Source organism: Salegentibacter maritimus, assembly GCF_016236915.1.
In the GTDB taxonomy this organism is placed as follows: domain Bacteria; phylum Bacteroidota; class Bacteroidia; order Flavobacteriales; family Flavobacteriaceae; genus Salegentibacter; species Salegentibacter maritimus.
Window position 1 is genome coordinate 13,238 of record NZ_JAEHOK010000027.1, and the last position, 18,516, is coordinate 31,753.

Here is an 18,516-nt window from a genome sequence, read left to right on the forward strand (position 1 = left end):
GTTTTAGAAATTAATCAGTTTTAATTATTACTCTATTATCGTTCAATTCAAATTCAAAAGGAGTGTCTTCTTTGAAAGCGTTTAGGATCTCCTCTATACTTTCTTCTTTAAATGTAGCTGTATAAACCTGCCTTTCTAGAACTTGATTATTATTTTTTATACTTACACCAAAATGCCGTTCCAATTTTCTCCTTATATCACTAAACTGCATATTTTCAAATCTTAGGATACCTTCTTTCCAGGCGATATATTTTGAAACATCTACTTTCTCCATGGTCATGCTGCCATTTTTATTACTCCAGGCTGCTTTATGCCCTGGAAGAAGCAACCTGGAAGAAGTTTTATCATCTTTATTGTTCTTTGCTCTTATTTTCACCGAACCTTCAACTAAAACAGTATTAATTTGGCTATCCTCGGGATAATTTGAGACATTAAATTCGGTACCCAGAACTTCAACGCCAACTGCACCTGTTTTTACTACGAATGGTCTAATTTTGTCCTCCGCAACATCAAAATATGCTTCCCCTTTAAAAAACACCTTTCTACTTCCATCTTTGGAAAACTCTACAGGATACTTAATCCAACTTCCGGCATTAAGTGTTACACGGGTTCCATCGGCTAAAACCAGGTCAAATTTTTTACCATATGGAATTGACAATTCATTATATGAAACCTTCTTAGTTTTGTTTTTACCCGTGTATGTTAACCAACTTCCATTTTGCTCTGCAACTACTCCCCCTTTTCTACCCAGAATTTCTTTTTGCTCATTTTGTGATATAACTACCACCTCACCATCTGCTAACTTAAGTATAACATTATCTTTATCTATACTGCCGGAAGTTGTAATGGCAGTATCTTGCGATATAAAAGCATCGTTATTGAAAAAATAAAATAATCCGACCAAAAAGATTAAAACAGCAGCTACTTTATAAAATTGATGTATAGAAATTTTTCCTACCCAGGTTTCCTTTCCTTTAACTTCTAACTCATCTTCATCTATGCTTTTCATTATACGGTTAAAAAGCTTGTCTACATCCTTTTCATTTCTATTAGAAGCAAAACCAGGAGCTTTTTCGGTTTCCAGGTATTCTCCCAAAATTCCTTTTATTTCTTCCTGATTTTCCGCTTTATCTATAATAGCGATGAGTTTATGGTACTCTTCTTCTGTAAGCTGGTTATTCACCAACTTATCCAAAAGCTCATCGATATATTTTTTGTTAATCATTTAACGATTTAAACCTTGTGTTTAATAGTAATACACATCAAAACACAAAAAGTCCCAAATAAATCTAAATTTTATTCGAATATTTTAATTTTAAGGAGGGAAGGTTTAGGATAAAAAGTAGGAAAAAGCAGGATATAGAAGCCCGAGATGTGGTTGTAGCTCAACCTTAATCTGCTTTAGGGTTTCCCAAAGATGGTTTTTTACTGTCTTCTTTGATATATTCAGTAAATCAGCAATCTCCTGATTGCTCTTCCCTTCATTCCTGGATAATATAAAAATGCTACGCTTCTTTTGAGGAAGGCCCGCTAAAATATCTTCAAGAATATCCTGATATTCCGAGTATATCAATTTGTTTTCTACATCATTAAGAAAAGCTATATTTTTCCATAATTCTTGTTTCAAATTCTCCTGATTAGCTATTTTACGTAGATGATTATAGGTAAGGTTGCGGGCTATGGTATAAATAAAGGCATTAAAAGACAAAGAGGTTTTTATATCAGCTTTCTTTTGCCACAGATTAATAAAAATCTCCTGCAACAGCTCTTCTGTAGAATAGTGCGATTTGGTAATGGAAAACACAAAAGCATACAACCTCTTTTCGTATAAATCAAAGACTGTTCTAAAGGCAGAACGGTCACCTTTTTTTACTAATTCAATAAGTTTTGCATCTACTGATTTTGATTCATCCATAATCTTGGCAGAATTATTTTTTACAGCTTACAAGCTATGAAATGAGAACCAATGCTCATTCTTAAACTTAGCCTATACGAATTAATAAGGAGCCAAATCTCTCTCTAACTAGAAAGAAGAACTAAAGGACTTTATAGCATAAGGTCATTTTAACCATATTGCCAGCCATCCCCGAAAAAATATAAATCACCTATTATTAAAACTATATGTCACTTAAATCTGTTTATATAAAAATGTAATTTTTTGAAAATATTTTTATTCATTCCATAAATTACTGACTAACTTATGTTGATTTTTTGTTAAAAACAAAATTAATTTTAATAAAAAATTATGATTTGAAAAATCTTTAAGATTTTCACTTGTCTTAAGCTAAATTCTTATAATTATTAATTAGATCTTTCTATTCACAGAGAATTCCTGAAAAAGAATTTAATAGTAATGAGTTCCCTTCTGGTAAGACAGGGATTAATTTAATGAAAAGATTTTTTATTTCGAGGTAAGTCTCGAGGTATTATATCCTTCGGAGGTGCCAATAAATAATAGTCAAAAAAACAGGTAAGCCAACAAGGTAACAACTACTAAGAAACCCTTTTAAGAATCACCATATTTTATTTAGGCTTACGTTAAAAATTGAGTGGGAAAATATTTAAATGAATCACGCTACATCTAAACTTAAATACCATTCACCGTTATTAAAACAAATCTGAACGAAATTTAAATTAATTTAAAAATCTTTGTAGCATATTTGATAGGTTAGTTAACTATATTTTCGCTAAAATGAGAAAGAAATTAAATATACTTTTTATTGAAGATGATGAAATTGAAGTGATGAAATTAAATCGCACTTTAAGTTCATTAGAACTAAAACATATTTTCCACGAAGCCCAGGATGGTGAAATGGCTTTAGATATATTAAAGAGCAATCAAAGCTTACCCGATATAATTTTCCTGGACTTAAATATGCCCAAAATGAATGGCATAGAATTTCTACGCATTTTAAAGGCTAATGATGTTTTAAAATATATACCTACCGTTATTTTAACCACTTCGAACAATAGAAAAGACGTTTTGGAATGTTATCGAATTGGCGTCTCTGGATACATCATAAAACCTTTAAAATATGATGATTATGTTACTAAAATAAAAGCTGTTCTAGAATACTGGAGCCTAAACGAATTAATTAAAGCCTAACATGAAAGGAATTGTATTCACCGAATTTTTAGATATGGTAGAACAGGAATTTGGACTCGAAACCCTGGATAAAATCATCTCTTCTTCTCAACTCGAATCCAATGGGGTTTATACTTCTGTGGGTACCTATGATTTCTTTGAAATGCAGAAACTTATAGGAAACCTAAGCATCGAAACCGGTATCCCGGCTAATGATCTTATCTACGCCTATGGGAAGTTTTTTTTTCAAGTACTAACCAGGCATCACAAAGATATATTTAGCCTATACAGTTCTCCTATAGAAATGCTGGCATCTGTAGAAAATCACATTCATGTACAGGTGCGAAAAATTTATCCCGGGGCCGAACTACCTACTTTCAAAATTATGAATCAGAAAGAAGATTCACTTGAAATGATGTATTTTTCTGAACGTTCCATGTATATGTTTGCAAAAGCTTTAATGGAAAAGACCTTTGAGCATTATCATAAAAATTGTTACATTGAAACAGAATTGATTAAAAATGATGGAAGCCAGGTAAAATTTAAGATATATATGCAGCCCCATGCAATTAGACCAAAAAATTCAAATATTAGAACGAGCCCTACAACGTGAAAAAGCAGCCAGAAAAGCAGCAGAAAACATACTTGAAGAGAAATCTACAGAACTCTATAACCTCTCTGAAGAATTAAGAAGATCTAAAAATTCATTAGAGGATCTTCTAAACAGGAAAACATCTGAACTTGAAGGTGTTTTCGAAAACATTATTGATGCCTACGTGGTAATGGAACTTTCAGGAGATGTCATTAAAATGAACCAGGCTGCAATAGATCTTCTTGGTTATAATGTAAGCCTAGAACCTATAAACCTGGTGAAGCTTGTAAAAAGAGAGTATCTAGACTACACCTTCGAAACATTTAAAGAGTTAATTACTCACGGAAAATTTAATAATTATAAAGCTGTAATTATCACTAAAAATGGTGAAGAAAAAACAGTTCAGATAAATGCCAGCGTTATTTACGACTCTAATGAAAATCCCATAGCAGCCCAGGGGATTGCCAGAGATATCACCGAGGATATGCGTCTTAGAAAGTTAATGGAGGAGCAAAAGCAACAACTGGATATTATCTTTAAAAACTCTCCTATTGGTGTAAGCTTATCCAAAAGCCTTGAAAGTGGTTTAATTATGGTAAACCAGGCAATGTGTGATATGTTAGGATATACAAAAGAAGAGTTTATGAACGTTCAGGTTCAGGATCTTACCCACCCAGACGATATTGAAGAATCTAAAATTCTTAGGCAGAAAATGTTTAAAGGAGAGATAGATAGGTTTAATATTGAAAAGAGATATATCACTAAAAATAAAGAAATAGTATGGGCTAAAACCTCTGTTACCGGGGTAAAAGACAGTAAAGGGATCACAGACCTTATGGTAGCCACGGTTGAAGACATTACAGAGCAGAAAGAAGCAAACACAAAATTAAAAGAGTCAGAAAATAGAATGGCTACGCTAATTATGAATCTGGAAACCGGTATTTTGTTAGAAGATGAAACCAGGCATATTAGCTTAACCAATCAAAAATTCTGCGATATGTTTAATATACCCGTACCACCGGAAGTTCTAATTGGAACCGACTGTAGCAATGCTGCTGAAGAATCTAAGCACCACTTTCAAAAACCAGAGCAATTTGTAGAAGGAATTACTCAACTCTTAGAGAATAAACAAACAGTTCTTGCAGAAGAACTTCATTTAAAAGATGGTAGAATTCTTGAAAGAAGCTATATCCCAATCTATAGTGAAGGAGTATACAAAGGACATTTATGGAGCTATGATGATGTTACCATTCCTAAGCGTTATAAAGAAAGCTTAAGGGCTCAAAAGGAAAAGTATAGCAATATTATAGCTAATATGAACCTTGGCCTTATAGAAGTAGACAACAACGATAAAATTCTCATGGCAAACCATAGTTTCTGTGACATAAGCGGCTATTCTGAGGAAGAATTAAAAGGAAAAGTTGCTTCCCAGCTTTTATTGCACGAAGAACAGGAAAATATTGTTTTGTCCAAAAATTCAGATCGGGGAAAAGGATTATCAGACTCTTACGAACTAAAGGTTAGAATGAAATCTGGCGAAATACGTAACTGGCTAGTTAGTGGCGCCCCAAATTACGATGTGAATGGAAATGTTATTGGCTCCATAGGTATACATTTAGATATAACCGACAGGAAAAAGTTAGAAGAGAAACAGGTTGAGCTTTTGAAAAGTCTGGAAAGCCAGAACGAAAAATTAAACGACTATGCGCACGTGGTTTCGCATGATCTTAAATCTCCACTAAGGAATATTTCTGCTTTATTGAGCTGGACGCGTGAAGACTTTGCCCACAAATTAGGACCAGAAAGTGTTACCAATATAGACCTTATGCAAAACAAGGTGGAAAAAATGGATCACCTCATCGAGAGTATTTTAAAGTATTCCAGTATTGGCAGCACCACGACAATTGCCGAAAATGTAGATGCTCATGAAGTTGTAGAAGAAATTTTATCTATGATTTTTATCCCAAAAAATATAAAAGTGGTAATAAAAAATAAACTACCCGTAATTAAAGCAGATGCAACCGGTATACAGCAACTATTCCAAAATTTAATAAGTAATGCCGTTAATTATATCGATAAAACCGAAGGTTTGGTTGAAATAGATGTTGAAGAAAAAAATAAAGAGTATATTTTCTCTATAAAGGACAATGGTTGCGGAATTCCAAAAGAATATCACGAAAAAATATTCAAAATTTTTAGTTCGGCCAGTACTCACCAAAAGTCTACCGGCATAGGTTTAAGTATAGTGCGTAAAATAATAGACCTCAACAATGGAAAGATATGGTTGGAAAGTGAAACAGGAATAGGAACCACTTTCTATTTTAGTTTGAATAAAACTGCATAACAGTAACGCATATTTTACAATTAGCGGTAAAGTATCATATTCCTATTTTTTTTGTATTTTTCTATAATGGAAGAGCAAGCAAATTTCTCATATATCCAACAACTTTCTGGTGGGGATAAAGATTTTGAAATAGAACTTTTAAAAGTTATAAAACGAGAATTACCCGGAGAAATTGAGGTGTTCAGGAAAAACACTCAAAATAGAGCATATAAAAATGCTTCAGACAGTGTTCATAAATTAAAACATAAAATAAGCATTTTAGGTTTTGAAAAAGCCTATCACCTGGCCGAGCTCTATGAGGCCGAATTAAGGGAAGGACAAAATAATAAACAGCCTGAATTTGAGGAAGTACTGGAAAAAATGCTTAGGTTTATAAAGTCCCAAAAATCTTTACAATGAAGTCTTTAATAATCGATGATGAAGCTACAGCCCGACTAATCATTAATCAATTAATTGAAAAAAATCCAAATCTGGAATTAGAGGCAGAGTTTTCTAATGCCATGCAAGCAATTAAGTACCTAAATCAAGATAGCGCAGATCTTATTTTTCTTGATATACATATGCCAGATTTTACGGGCTTTGACTTCATTCAAACCATTAAAAACCCACCAAATATTATTCTTACCACTTCAGACAAAAGCTTTGCCATAGAGGCCTTTGAATATGATTGTATTTTAGGATACCTGGTAAAACCCATCACGCAAGAGAGGTTTGACAAAGCAGTTCAGAAAGCACTAAAGGCCAAACCTTCAATTAAAACAGAAGACCCGGTTTCTGACCTTAATAAATCAGATAATAATCTATACGTAAATATAGACCGAAGACTAATAAAGATTGATATTCCCAGTATTTATCTAATTGAAGCAAAAGGCGATTACATTCAAATTAAAACTTTTGAGAAAAACTATACGGTACACTCCACCCTTAAAAAAATTACCGATAAATTACCAGACGAGCTGTTTTTAAAGATTCATAGATCGTTTGTTATTAACACCAAACATATTATAGATATCGAAGATAACAGTGTACTAATTGAAAAAGATGTTGTTCCTGTAAGTCGCAGTAATAGACCTGAATTGATGAAGAGGCTTAACCTTCTATAAACCATTCATCTATATAAACTTCCCATTCGCGTATACAAAAATTGGCTTAATCGAATAAAAATCCGCTTATCGCTTTCCTGAGGTATTTTTAACTAACGAAATACCTAACTACTTAAAATTGAAGCGATGAAAAATCATAACTATGCGGTAATTATGGCCGGCGGGGTTGGAAGTAGGTTCTGGCCTGTAAGCAAACAAACAAACCCAAAACAATTTCAGGACATTCTTGGAAGTGGTAGAACTTTAATCCAATCTACTTTTGATAGGCTTCAAAAGTTCATTCCAGTTGCCAACATTTATATTCTAACCAATAGTAGCTATAGCGAGATCGTTAAAGACCAGCTCCCAGGAATTAAGGATGAACAGATTGTTCTGGAGCCGGTAATGAGAAATACCGCCCCATGCATCCTGCTTGCTGCAATGAAAATTCACAAAAAAGATGCTGCGGCTAAAATGTTGGTTGCTCCCAGCGACCATTGGATTCAGACCGAAGAACAGTTTCAAAAAGATATGGAATTAGCTTTTTTTGAGGCTGGAAGCAACGATAAGATCATAACCTTTGGTATTCCTCCTACATTTCCAAATACTGGCTATGGATATATTCAATATAACCCGGCTACTTCTAATGAAGTTTATAAGGTTACCAGGTTTACCGAAAAGCCCGATTTTCAAACAGCTCAGCAATTTGTTTCTTCTGGGGAATATTTATGGAACAGCGGAATTTTTGTATGGAAAGCCAAATCTATCCTGAAAAAGTTTCAAAAATTTCTTCCACAGATGTATCAATTGTTTTCTACCGGACAGGAGTATTTCAACACTACAGAAGAGCCTGGTTTTTTAGCTGCCAATTTCCAAAAGGCCGAAAATATTTCTATTGATTATGGAATTATTGAAAAGTCTAAAGATGTAAAAGTTATCCCGGCAGGTTTTTCCTGGAATGACCTGGGTACATGGTGTTCCTTGCAAGATGAATTGCCAACTGATGAAGAATTAAATACTGTGGTAAATTCAAGGTTTATTCCCATAGATGCTAAAAGGAATATTATTCGTACCGAAGAGGATAAAGTTGTTTTCATAGATGGCCTTACAGATTATATGGTGCTGGAAAACAAGGAGGTCTTGCTTATTGTTCCCAAGAGTAAAGAACAGCATATCAAGAACATTCGCGAAAATGTTATGGAAAAGTACGGTGTGCATTTCGGGTAGACATTAAAGCACAATTTTTTTGATGGTTTGCATTTAAACTAAAAATATCGATCTACTATGAAAAAACTACTACTACTTTTCTTCTTTATTCTTAACCAGTACATAATTGCCCAAAACTTCAATTTTTTGGGTGAATATGATTCCCAGGGAGTACCAGAATACCTGGAGCCTGTAGATGATGTTATAAGTACTGAAAGTATGGATATGATAATGAATGCGCTACCTGAAAGTTATCCTGTGCCAGATTATAATCCGCATTATATCACTTCAGGCTATGATACTAATATTGAACTGCAAAAAGATGCCACAGTATGGGTTACTTTTGTAAAAGAAGGTGCCGGGTATAAAAACGTTCTTGGGTTTTATACCTATAGTATAAATGATAAAAACCGAAAGCAACCCAGGGATAATGAAATAACTATAATCTTTCCCAATGCTTCGGAAAGTGGTTACGGCGGCGGCCTACGGAAAGGAAATAAAGTTAAGATTGGTGATTTTAAGTCGGGAACCGGGATAGGCTGGATTTTACTGGCAAATGCCTGGAATGGATCTCAGGTAACAAAGGGGCTGTGGCAAATCCATTCCGATCCCGATTTTAATCCTGAAGCCAATGAAAACTTAAGGCATCATACAGTCTTACTATCTGACCCTGAAAATGAGAGAGTCTACCTGGGATTTGAAGATATTAGAAGAGATTATGCTTCGTGTGATCAGGATTTTAATGATGCTATCTTTTACGTAACTGCCAACCCATATGACGCTATTAAAACTCAAAACCTGGTCGATGTAAAATCTGCAACAGATGTTTCCTCTGCCAATAAAGGTGGGTTAGAAAGCGACGGTAATTTGGCTAAATTAATTGCTAAAAGAAATTTCAACAGACTTAAATCGGGCTATAATAAGTTTCAGAAGACAAAACAGCAAAAGTTTGTACAGAAATATTCAGTACAAAAAAACTCTAAAGGTTATGATCTTACCAGCCTTATACCAGAAACCGGTATGTTTGGTTCAGAAACTGCAAAAATATCCAGCCCAGAAGACCTTATGGGCATAACCAATGCGACACAAGTCTTTTCTGCCGACTATTACCAGGGCAACAAAAGAATTGCAGCTGCTTTAATGACTGAAACCAAAAATGGAATCTACGATCATTCAAAGGTAATTTGCGACCGCTTAAACGCATCTAGCCTGGAAGATATTAGAACTCTTAAACTTAAAGGTTATAACCTGATAATGTTAAAAATGCTAAGAGCCAGCGGACAATTAGAATATGCTGTGAATTTTTCGGTAAGTATTTCAGAGGAACCTAAACTACACTCTTACTGGAATATCTCAGATTATCCTGAAGGAGACTACCTAAATTTTCAAATATGGGGAAGCAATATGGGACAGGTTAGTAGCATCACAGGCCATATTATAGACAAACTGAATGCATATAAAACAATGACAAGCGATGAGGTAGCCGTCAAGTACCCTACTGTTTTTGTTAAAAGTGGTTTTTATAAAGACAGCCGGCTTCACCTGATCGTGAAGAATAAAAATAAAGATTCTGGCTTAAATTTAAGCGGAAATTTACGAACCACCGAAACTGAAGATGAAACCAAAATTTCAAAAAACGTAGCACTAAATACAGAATTTGAACAGGAACTTAGCCTTGAGGCTGGAAAATTATTTGATATTGGCTTTCAAATAGAAGGAAACAATTCACCAAACGCAGATGCACTGTACCTCGCAGATGGTCCCTGGGGAATGGATTATTCTGAAAACGAAACCCGGGTAGATGAATTTCAAATTATTTCCGGGAACCTTCAAACCGGAAAGGACATCTTTCATCTGGAAAGAAATGTTTATGCACGTGGAAGTATTTATGGCACTGCAAACATATTCAGAACAATTCTACCCGGTGATCAGTCTTTTAAAGTAGAAGATTTTAAATCTATTCAATTCAATGCAAAAAACTCATTACCAATGGAAATCATTCTCGTTACGGAAGATCTTGAAAATTGGGAAAACAGGTACAGGCTGCAAATGGAAGTGAATGAAGATTTTACAGTCAACAATTTTAATCTATCTGAATTCACTAATGGTTCTAAAACTTATGCTGGTGAACCCCTTAAGGCAGTTGTATTTTCAATTAAGGGTAATTATTCAAATTTTCAGGATTACAATATCAGGCTTCAAGATGTTATGTTTACTATAGATGAGTTTACGCCCTTAAAACCCGAAGTAGATCCTTTACTAGACGAGAAGCCCGAATTAAAAGCTTTTAATTACCCGAATCCCTTTCAATATAAAACAACCATTGTTTCCCCTATGGATGCTGAAAGCGCTCTTTTAGACATTTATGACCTCACGGGAAGAAAGATCTGGTCTAAAAGCTATAATTCAAAAACATTTACCAGAAAAATCCCTGTAGAGCTTAATGTATCTCCGGGAATTTATAAAGCCATATTATTAATTAATGGTAATAAAAAGTTTACGCTTAGTTTGCTGGTTACTTACTAAGCTTTTTAGGTGGTTAGGTTGATAAGCCGGAGTAATTTCTCCGGCTTATTTTTTTGGTTAGAAAAACATAAAACTACAACATCAAATAATTAAAAATCTTAAGTTTATTTTATTGGCTTTTAGTCCAGGCTAAAAAAGGATTAAACCTCTTTATCTGGGACCAATAAATGAATAAATTCAGGATAATTAAAAGCCAGGCAAGTTATTCAACCATAGTATAAGTATCCGGCCAAATCGAATTGATTAGCCTAAATGCCAATTTAGCTTATAAGATCATTGTGTCTTCTGTCATCTATCTTTTTTACTAAGCTTATTTAAGCACGTACCTTTCTTGCAGAAATAAAAATGGGCAAAAAAAAGAAGCTGTCTGAAAAGGTTTTAAAATCATCATCTTGAATTTATTTCAGAGCCTGCCCCGATTCTTTATCGGGGATCTAACGTGTTGGTAATTAAAAACATGTTAGAAGCTGAAACAAGTTCAGCTTGACGAGAATAGACTTTTCAGACAGCCTCCTTTTTAGGTTGATATAATATTTTTATAGGAAAATATATCTAAAATATAATAACACCTTACTTATAAATAATTTCCATGGTTTTAAAGATTATAATTTAAACAAGGGTTTCTTAGTGATTTGCCACCTAAGGTTAATACCAAATTCAGTAAAAGTAAAACCTGCAGCAGTAGCCGATGCGATATTGGAGTGGTTGCCATACACACCTGCTGTAAACCTATCCCCTATTCTATAACCAAGCCTTCCCTGAAACCTATAAGTAGATTGCTTGGGTTCATTTTCTATAAACTGATATCCGGTAGCTATGGTAAGGTCGTAATTTAATTTGGAATTAGGGTCGTTTCCCAGGAGGTTGATAAAAACTTCTGCAGCCTGAAATTTTTCCGGGCTAAAATACAACTCGGGCATTTGCTTTTTAAAACTAATATACTGGTAATTGAATCCCCCCTTTAATATTGGTTTTTTTATAAAACTATAATATATAGAGGTAAATAAAAGATTCCTGTTATTTTCATCACTTTGCTCGGTATACATATATTGCAAATACCAGCCTAAACCATTGGAAGCAGTATAATTGTTATTTAAAAACAAATGATTTCCGGCAATTTGTCTATTCAATAATTCTGCATTAAAATCCTGTAAGTCTCTACGATAACCTATCTCAAGGTCATCTCTAACAAAAGGTTTTACCGCTAAAGAGAATTCTCCTACCAGGTTGGTATAATCGGTTTGAGAAGAATTTGCAGTAACAAATCCGCCACGGGCTTTTAAGCTAAAAACAGGCGACAGCCTATACAACCCTGCCAAATCGAATTGATTAGAAGCGGCCTCCAAATTTGTAGTTGAATTTTTCGTCTCTCTATATGTAAAAGCACCCGAAAATTCCAGGTTTGAATTTACCGGAAACCTTACTCCTGTTCTGGAAGCAACAGCTTTATTATCTCCATTATCATAAGAATAGCTTAAGTTTTCCTCCAAAACCGGAGCATAAATTTTATCTATTTTTTTTAGAAATTGCATGGCATCCTGCTGATTTGTATAATAACTAAGAGTTTTATCTGCTGCATTTTTTGCTTTGCCCGCTTCTCCCCTGGCAAAATACGCATTGGCTATTCCCAGGTTCCCATCAAAAGATGCTGAATCCTTCTCCAGTATTCTTTTATAATTTTCAATACTCATTTTAAAATCGCCGGTATACATCCCTAATGTAGCTTCCAAAGCCAAAATTCTAATCTCCGGTCCATATTCAATTTTCATTTCAGCAATTAAATCTTCGGCAGTACCGTATTTATTATTCCATATTAAGGCCTGAGCATATCGCTCTTTTGCCTCTAAAACTTTTAAGGAATCAGTTGATTTTTCTGAAAGTGATAATGCTAAATTGGCATATTTTAAAGCTTCCTTTTCCTGTCCTCCCACATGTGCTGCCAGAGCCATACCATTATAGGCCACAATGCTATCGTTCAAATTAAGCGCAAGCGACTCATAAACCGATTTTGCTGCTGAAGAATTCCTGGTTATTAAATAAACATTTGCCTTATTAAGCAAACTCTCCTTATCATTCGGAAAATCCCTAAGATTAGCGTCTAATAAGTTTAGGGCATTCTCATATTGTGTTTCCCGAAGGTATTGGTTGGCATACCCAAGCCGTATATATTTTCTGGAAGTTAAGGCGTTTGGGTTCTTATGAGAAACATTTAAAGCCCGGTTTACCAAGGTTAATGCCGGCTGATAATCTTTCAGGTTACTTAAGGTATTTGCATAGCCAAGCAATGCACCAAAATTTTCGGGATTTTCCGAAACTAATGTCTTATAATAAACTTCGGCTTTTTCATATTGCTTGTTCCATAGCAGCGACTCTGCATAATTCAGCTTTACTTCCAGATCATTTGGATAATCCTTTAAAAGATTACCGAATAAATCTTTAGCTAGACCAGGATTATTATGTAGCCCCACTGCCCGTGCATAACACAATCTGGCTGTTTTATTTTCGGGATGATCTTCAAGAATAGCTGCAAAGAAGCTTTCGGCCTCTTCAAATTCTCCATTTTCTAAATTATAAAAGCCTTGTTGCATTTCCTGCGCATTCACTTTTACGCAGAAAAGCAATAAAAAAATATTCAATAACAATACAAAAATCTTCATGGTTTAGGTGGTTTAGATTGTTATTGGCAAGTTAAAACCACTTTCACCATATTTCATCTACAGAAAAACGCCATCCATCGAAAGAGACCGATTACTCATTGCTTTTCGAAAGATATTAGCATCAGATATTAACTCAAAAACCTAAAATTATGGCACTTTCAATTAAAGAAAACAACAGAATTTTTGAAGTAAACGGAAATCTTTCTGCATCTAATTCTTACCAAGTTAGAAAGTATTTTGAAATCATGCTAAAAATGAATGGTAACATAAAAGTAAGCCTTGAAAATCTGGATAGTATGGATATAGGTAGTGTATTTGAATTGAAAGCACTTGCCGCTTTTGCATCAAGACAGGGAAAGACAGTCACTTTTATTGGTTCTAAAAACAAAAAAATCCAGGGTGCATTTCTGGGTTCTGGTTGCGATCTCTTCAGCTTTAATCACCTTAAGCTTAGTGCTTAAAAAAATTCACAACATGCTCAGCTTAAAACTTTACAACTTCCGGTTTAGCCTTCAGGCATCGCAGGTATTTATGCTAAGTGCGCTAGTGGTAAACATAGGTAACTATCTATATAATCTTGCCCTGGGTCGCTTACTTGGCCCAAAAGCCTTTGCAGACGCCGCAATCCTGATTACGTTTTTATTAATCCTGTCTTTTATGGCGATGACACTTCAATTAAGTGTTGCAAAATTTACCGGGAGTTTCAATGGTGCCAAAAAAGACGCTTTCTTGAAATATTGCAGGAATTTGAGTCTTTTTATTGGGGTTATTGTTGGGGCCTTAATAGTCTTTATTTCCACACAATTACAAGCCTGGTTTAATACTGAATCTGCTGCGATGTTTAGAATATTCGGAATGGGGGTTCCCGTTTATTTCCTAATGAGTGTAAATAGAGGCTATTTTCAGGGCGAACAGGAATTTATTAAGCTCTTTATCACCTATCAGGGAGAAATGCTAAGTAGACTTTTTATAACATTGGCCTTTATTCTTTTTCTTCCATTTGAAAGTTCTGAACTGGTTGCTTTGGGAATATTAATATCCCTGGTTCCCGGTATGTTACCTTTTAGGAGAATTAAAACCAAAGTGCTACCGGCTATAGATAAAACAGAAATTTCACACCTTAAAAAATTCGTGATAGTAACTGCCTTTTATGAGCTTACCCAAATCTTAATCAACAATGGTGATATCTTATTGGTAAAGCATTTCTTTGATTCCCATGCGGCCGGACTGTATTCTTCCATGGCACTTATTGGCAGGGGAGTTTATTTTGTAGCCTGGATGTTTGTGATGTTGCTGCTACCTGAAGTTGTAAAAAAGCATAAAGAAGGGCTGGAAACCAAAAGAATATTTTTTAAATACCTGGGAATGATTAGCATCTTAGTGACTGCGGTCGTTGCTTCAACACTGCTTTTTCCAAACCTTATTATTCAGGTTTTATTTGGAAGTGCTTATACAGAAGTTGCCGGTATTCTTTGGAAATATGCACTTGCAAGTGCTCTTTTTGCCATCGCCAATGTTTTTGTATACTACTTTCTATCTCTAGATCGGTACTTACCGGTAGTGGTTTCGGGCGTATTTGGGGTGTTACAGTTGTCTGTAATATTTTTTAGGCACGCAAGCCTGGAGATGGTAGTAGAAGCTCAAATTTATGTAATGCTAGGGTTACTAATTCTGCAATTAATATATTTTCTTCACCAACATAAAACTTCTATTCACCGAAAGTAATTTTCGATCTATCGAAAAAGAGAAATTAAACCGAAAAGCAGGCAGATATTTACCTTATCAACTAATCCCTAACCCTAAACAAAGAAATTATGAAACTGGCTATTGTAACCGCATTTCCCCCCAGTAAAGTAACATTAAATGAATATGGATATCATCTGGCAAAGCATTTCGCCCAGAATAGCGAAATAGAAGAACTTATCCTTATAACCGATTATACCCAGGAGAAAAAGCAAATAGATTTTGAAGCTCCTAATTGTAAGATTACGGTTAAGGACAGCTGGAGTTTTAACAGCTATAAAAATATTTTTAGTATTTATAAAAGTCTAAAAACCTCAAAACCAGATGCGATTCTTTTTAACCTTCAGTTCATGAAATTTGGAGACAAAAAAATTCCTGCAGCGCTTGGCCTTTTTCTACCTCTAATATTTAGAATTAAAAAAATTCCTACAATTGTACTCTTGCATAACATACTGGAAACAGTAGATCTTGGAAATGCAGGATTTACAGAAAACAAAATATTACAAAAAGTGTTTAACACTATTGGCAGTATACTTACTAGAGTGATTCTGCAAGCAGATACGGTAGCCCTTACCATAGGAAAATATGTAGAAGTAGTTAAGCAAAAGTATAAGGCGCAGAATGTAATTCAAATTCCGCATGGTTCGTTTGAAACACCTCCTGAACCAAATTTTGATCTACCAGCAGGATCTAAAAAGATCATGACGTTCGGGAAATTTGGAACGTATAAAAAAGTAGAGATTCTAATTGAAGCTGTTGAAAAACTTAGAAAGAAAACAAACCAGGAATTGGAAATAGTAATTGCCGGTACCGATAGCCCAAACACGCCGGGCTATCTAGATACTGTAAAGCAAAAATACAAGCGCGTTAAAAATCTTACTTTCACAGGCTATGTTGCCGAAGAGGATGTTCCCATTATCTTCGGAGAAAGTGCTGTGGTAGTATTTCCCTATACCTCAACAACCGGCAGTTCGGGGGTTTTACATCAGGCAGGCAGTTATGGAAAAGCAGTAGTTATGCCCAACCTGGGAGATCTTGCACTATTGGTAGAGGAAGAGGGTTATACCGGAGAATTCTTTATTCCCGGTAATGTTGATTCTTTGGCAAATTCATTAGAATGTATTGTGGAAGATGAGGCCTATAGAAAGCGCATTGGAGCAACGAACTATAAAGCGGCTTGCAGCTTACCTATGGAAAAAATTACACAAATGTATTTAAATGAATTCAAGAAAATTGAAGGAAAAAAACTAGGTTTTAAATATGCCAATATTGGTTAGTAGTTTTAATTTTAAGGTTTGGAAGAAGAGCATATCTTGCTCTTCTTCTTATTTTTTTGAATATTGAAAGTAACTTTCTAAAATATTCTTTATTTGTTCGGTTTTAAGGGGCTTGATAATGTACCTATCTATATGAGTGTCTTCCTGGGCCTTTACAATATCTTCTGTAGCGACGCTGCTACTACAAATATGAATGACCGATTTTTTTTGAAAATTGATGTTCTTTAATTCTTCTAAAAAATCCCAACCGTTTAAACCGGGCATATTCAAATCAAGAAAGATAATATCTGGAATTTTATCTTCATCATTAATATTTTCACGCAAGTAATCCAATGCAGAAACGGCGTCATAAAACTGGAGGACCTCTTTTACCCTGCCTGGCATTCCTTCCAGCATTCGTTTGGTAAAAAACTGATAGAACTTATCATCGTCTATCAAACAAATCATTATTTTCATAGTATTTCCTCCTTAATCCTATATTTATCCAGATTTATTTTTACCATTGTACCTAAGCCCGGTTTACTTATAAACTCCATTTTACCTTTATTGCTCTCTAAAAGTGTTTTGGCCATAAAGATGCCGGTGCCTTTGCCAGATAGATCGTCGTGTAGCCTGGTATTTCTTGTAAATCCTGCTTTCCTCAATTTGGTAAGATCCATTCCTATTCCATTATCTTCAATGCTAATAATGCGTTGTCCGTTTTTAAGATACGTTCTTAAGGTAAGAAGCCGTTCTGGTTTTTCGATATCTGAAAAGTAAATTACGTTTTCAATTAAATTTTGCAGTATTATCTTAATTGTTGGTTCATGAAAAGTAATTTTATCCCAATCTGAAAAATCTTTCCTTATCGTAATTTGGTACTCCCTGAATAGGGTTTTATTATCGTTCAATAACTTATCTATAGATTTGGAGATACTAATTTCCCGGTTATTTTGAATAGATTCGCTTCCACCGGTTATTTTAGACAAATAATTAAGTTTATCGAAAAGTTTGGATAAATTTTCTTCAAAATGAGGAACAAGATTACTTACCTGCTCATCTTCACTATTTTTCAACTCTTCAATAAGCAATTGTAAACTTGTTGCAGGTCCCCTAAGGTCGTGCGAAGTAATTTGACCAAATTCTTTCATTAAATGATTCTGGCCATCTAAATATTCTGAAAGGCTAAAGATTTTATTATGAGAATTTTCTTCAAGTTCTGTTACATCCTGAAAAATTCCGAATATTTGAATACACTTCCCTTTACGCAGTAATGGGGTACCTATTGCCCTTACCCATTTCCTATTATTTTTAGCATCTACAAGCTGAAGCTTAAGTCTATACTCCAATCCCTTTTCTATTGCATCCTTAACAGCATTTTTAATTTTCTTCTGAGAAGTTTCAGAATAAAATTCAATAGCTCTTTCAAAATCAATGGGCTCTTTTTCTGAAAGACCATAAATTTCATATACTTTTTTACTCCAGGTAACTTCTCCAGACCCAATATTATAAGACCAATGACCTACATCTGCAGCTTTCTCTATTTCACTATTAATCTTACGTTGCTTTTTTAAATCTTCTATTAATTTCTGATTCTCATCTATAGAACGAGAGATGGTAATAAGCTTTTTGACAAGCTTTTCTTCCTTAACAGGAATTATTTGACTTTCGAGCCAGACATAATCGCCATTTTTTTTCTTAATCTAAACCTTATGTTTTCAACCAGCTTGCCTTCAAGGGCTAGCTCGTTGGAGTTGCTTTCCACCATATCCTGATCTTCCGGATGAACCAATGGATAAAAACTCTTACCAATAAGATCCTTAGATTGATAACCTAATAGTTTCTCTACTGTTTGGTTTACAAACACAAATTTACCATTAGGTTCCTTATAAAAAATTATATTAGGCGAATACCGAAGAGCATAGTCTTTAAGATGTCTTAAAAACAATGATTCTTTAAGCATATATTGTTTTTTACGATTTGAGGCGTAGGGGACCTTCTCCAATATACAAAATTCTGTATATC

Annotated in this window: 16 protein-coding genes; 10 read left to right on the forward strand and 6 right to left on the reverse strand. The window is 34.5% G+C overall.

Annotated elements, in window-relative coordinates; genetic code table 11:
* Positions 1-10: 10 nt before the first annotated feature.
* A complete protein-coding gene (locus I6U49_RS15040; protein ID WP_198629451.1) occupies positions 11-1,225 on the reverse strand; it encodes a FecR family protein in 1,215 nt (404 codons plus the stop codon).
* Positions 1,226-1,330: 105 nt separating this feature from the next.
* On the reverse strand, positions 1,331-1,915 hold the full coding sequence (locus I6U49_RS15045; RefSeq protein ID WP_198629452.1) for an RNA polymerase sigma factor: 585 nt from the start codon (positions 1,913-1,915) through the stop codon (positions 1,331-1,333).
* Between the two features lie 777 nt (positions 1,916-2,692).
* Between I6U49_RS15045 and I6U49_RS15050 the strand changes: the two genes are divergently transcribed.
* The 7 genes from I6U49_RS15050 (at position 2,693) to I6U49_RS15080 (ending at position 10,835) form a co-directional block, all read left to right on the forward strand.
* Entirely contained in the window at positions 2,693-3,106 is a 414-nt protein-coding gene (locus I6U49_RS15050) for a response regulator (protein WP_193711219.1), read from the forward strand.
* 1 nt (position 3,107) lies between these two features.
* Positions 3,108-3,698, forward strand: coding sequence for a heme NO-binding domain-containing protein (locus I6U49_RS15055; protein ID WP_198629453.1), 591 nt, complete (start codon positions 3,108-3,110; stop codon positions 3,696-3,698).
* Entirely contained in the window at positions 3,649-6,021 is a 2,373-nt protein-coding gene (locus I6U49_RS15060) for a PAS domain-containing sensor histidine kinase (RefSeq protein WP_198629454.1), read from the forward strand. Before I6U49_RS15055 ends, I6U49_RS15060 begins: the two co-directional genes overlap by 50 nt.
* A gap of 66 nt (positions 6,022-6,087) precedes the next feature.
* The gene (locus tag I6U49_RS15065; RefSeq protein ID WP_198629455.1) at positions 6,088-6,420 is read left to right on the forward strand and encodes an Hpt domain-containing protein; all 333 of its coding nucleotides are present in this window, start codon (positions 6,088-6,090) and stop codon (positions 6,418-6,420) included.
* Complete coding sequence (locus I6U49_RS15070; protein ID WP_198629456.1) at positions 6,417-7,124, forward strand: LytR/AlgR family response regulator transcription factor; 708 nt, start codon at positions 6,417-6,419, stop codon at positions 7,122-7,124. The genes I6U49_RS15065 and I6U49_RS15070 overlap by 4 nt, the downstream gene beginning before the upstream one ends.
* A 126-nt stretch (positions 7,125-7,250) precedes the next feature.
* Positions 7,251-8,330, forward strand: a complete 1,080-nt coding sequence (locus I6U49_RS15075) for a mannose-1-phosphate guanylyltransferase (protein ID WP_198629457.1) — start codon at positions 7,251-7,253, stop codon at positions 8,328-8,330.
* 57 nt (positions 8,331-8,387) lie between these two features.
* Positions 8,388-10,835 carry a DUF4114 domain-containing protein gene (locus I6U49_RS15080; RefSeq protein WP_198629458.1) on the forward strand — a complete coding sequence of 816 codons (2,448 nt, stop codon included), beginning with the start codon at positions 8,388-8,390 and terminating at the stop codon, positions 10,833-10,835.
* Between the two features lie 602 nt (positions 10,836-11,437).
* On the opposite strand, the gene I6U49_RS15085 is transcribed toward I6U49_RS15080, so the two are convergent.
* Positions 11,438-13,492 (reverse strand): tetratricopeptide repeat protein, encoded by a 2,055-nt coding sequence (locus I6U49_RS15085; RefSeq protein ID WP_198629459.1) that lies wholly within the window; start codon positions 13,490-13,492, stop codon positions 11,438-11,440.
* Between the two features lie 149 nt (positions 13,493-13,641).
* Here I6U49_RS15085 and I6U49_RS15090 point away from each other — a divergent pair, with 149 nt between their 5' ends.
* The 3 genes from I6U49_RS15090 (at position 13,642) to I6U49_RS15100 (ending at position 16,512) form a co-directional block, all read left to right on the forward strand.
* On the forward strand, positions 13,642-13,953 hold the full coding sequence (locus I6U49_RS15090) for a hypothetical protein (protein ID WP_198629460.1): 312 nt from the start codon (positions 13,642-13,644) through the stop codon (positions 13,951-13,953).
* Between the two features lie 13 nt (positions 13,954-13,966).
* Positions 13,967-15,217, forward strand: coding sequence for an oligosaccharide flippase family protein (locus I6U49_RS15095; protein WP_198629461.1), 1,251 nt, complete (start codon positions 13,967-13,969; stop codon positions 15,215-15,217).
* A gap of 89 nt (positions 15,218-15,306) precedes the next feature.
* Positions 15,307-16,512: a glycosyltransferase gene (locus I6U49_RS15100; protein WP_198629462.1), complete on the forward strand. Its 1,206-nt coding sequence runs from the start codon at positions 15,307-15,309 to the stop codon at positions 16,510-16,512.
* 48 nt (positions 16,513-16,560) lie between these two features.
* Here the strand turns inward: I6U49_RS15100 and I6U49_RS15105 are convergent, their stop codons facing one another.
* From I6U49_RS15105 to I6U49_RS15115, 3 genes are read right to left on the reverse strand one after another with little or no spacing between them, the layout of a single operon-like run.
* Positions 16,561-16,968: a response regulator gene (locus tag I6U49_RS15105; protein WP_198629463.1), complete on the reverse strand. Its 408-nt coding sequence runs from the start codon at positions 16,966-16,968 to the stop codon at positions 16,561-16,563.
* Positions 16,965-18,194 carry a PAS domain-containing sensor histidine kinase gene (locus I6U49_RS17220; RefSeq protein ID WP_317191886.1) on the reverse strand — a complete coding sequence of 410 codons (1,230 nt, stop codon included), beginning with the start codon at positions 18,192-18,194 and terminating at the stop codon, positions 16,965-16,967. Before I6U49_RS17220 ends, I6U49_RS15105 begins: the two co-directional genes overlap by 4 nt.
* Positions 18,149-18,454, reverse strand: coding sequence for a PAS domain-containing protein (locus I6U49_RS15115; RefSeq protein WP_198629465.1), 306 nt, complete (start codon positions 18,452-18,454; stop codon positions 18,149-18,151). Before I6U49_RS15115 ends, I6U49_RS17220 begins: the two co-directional genes overlap by 46 nt.
* Between the last annotated feature and the right edge of the window lie 62 nt (positions 18,455-18,516).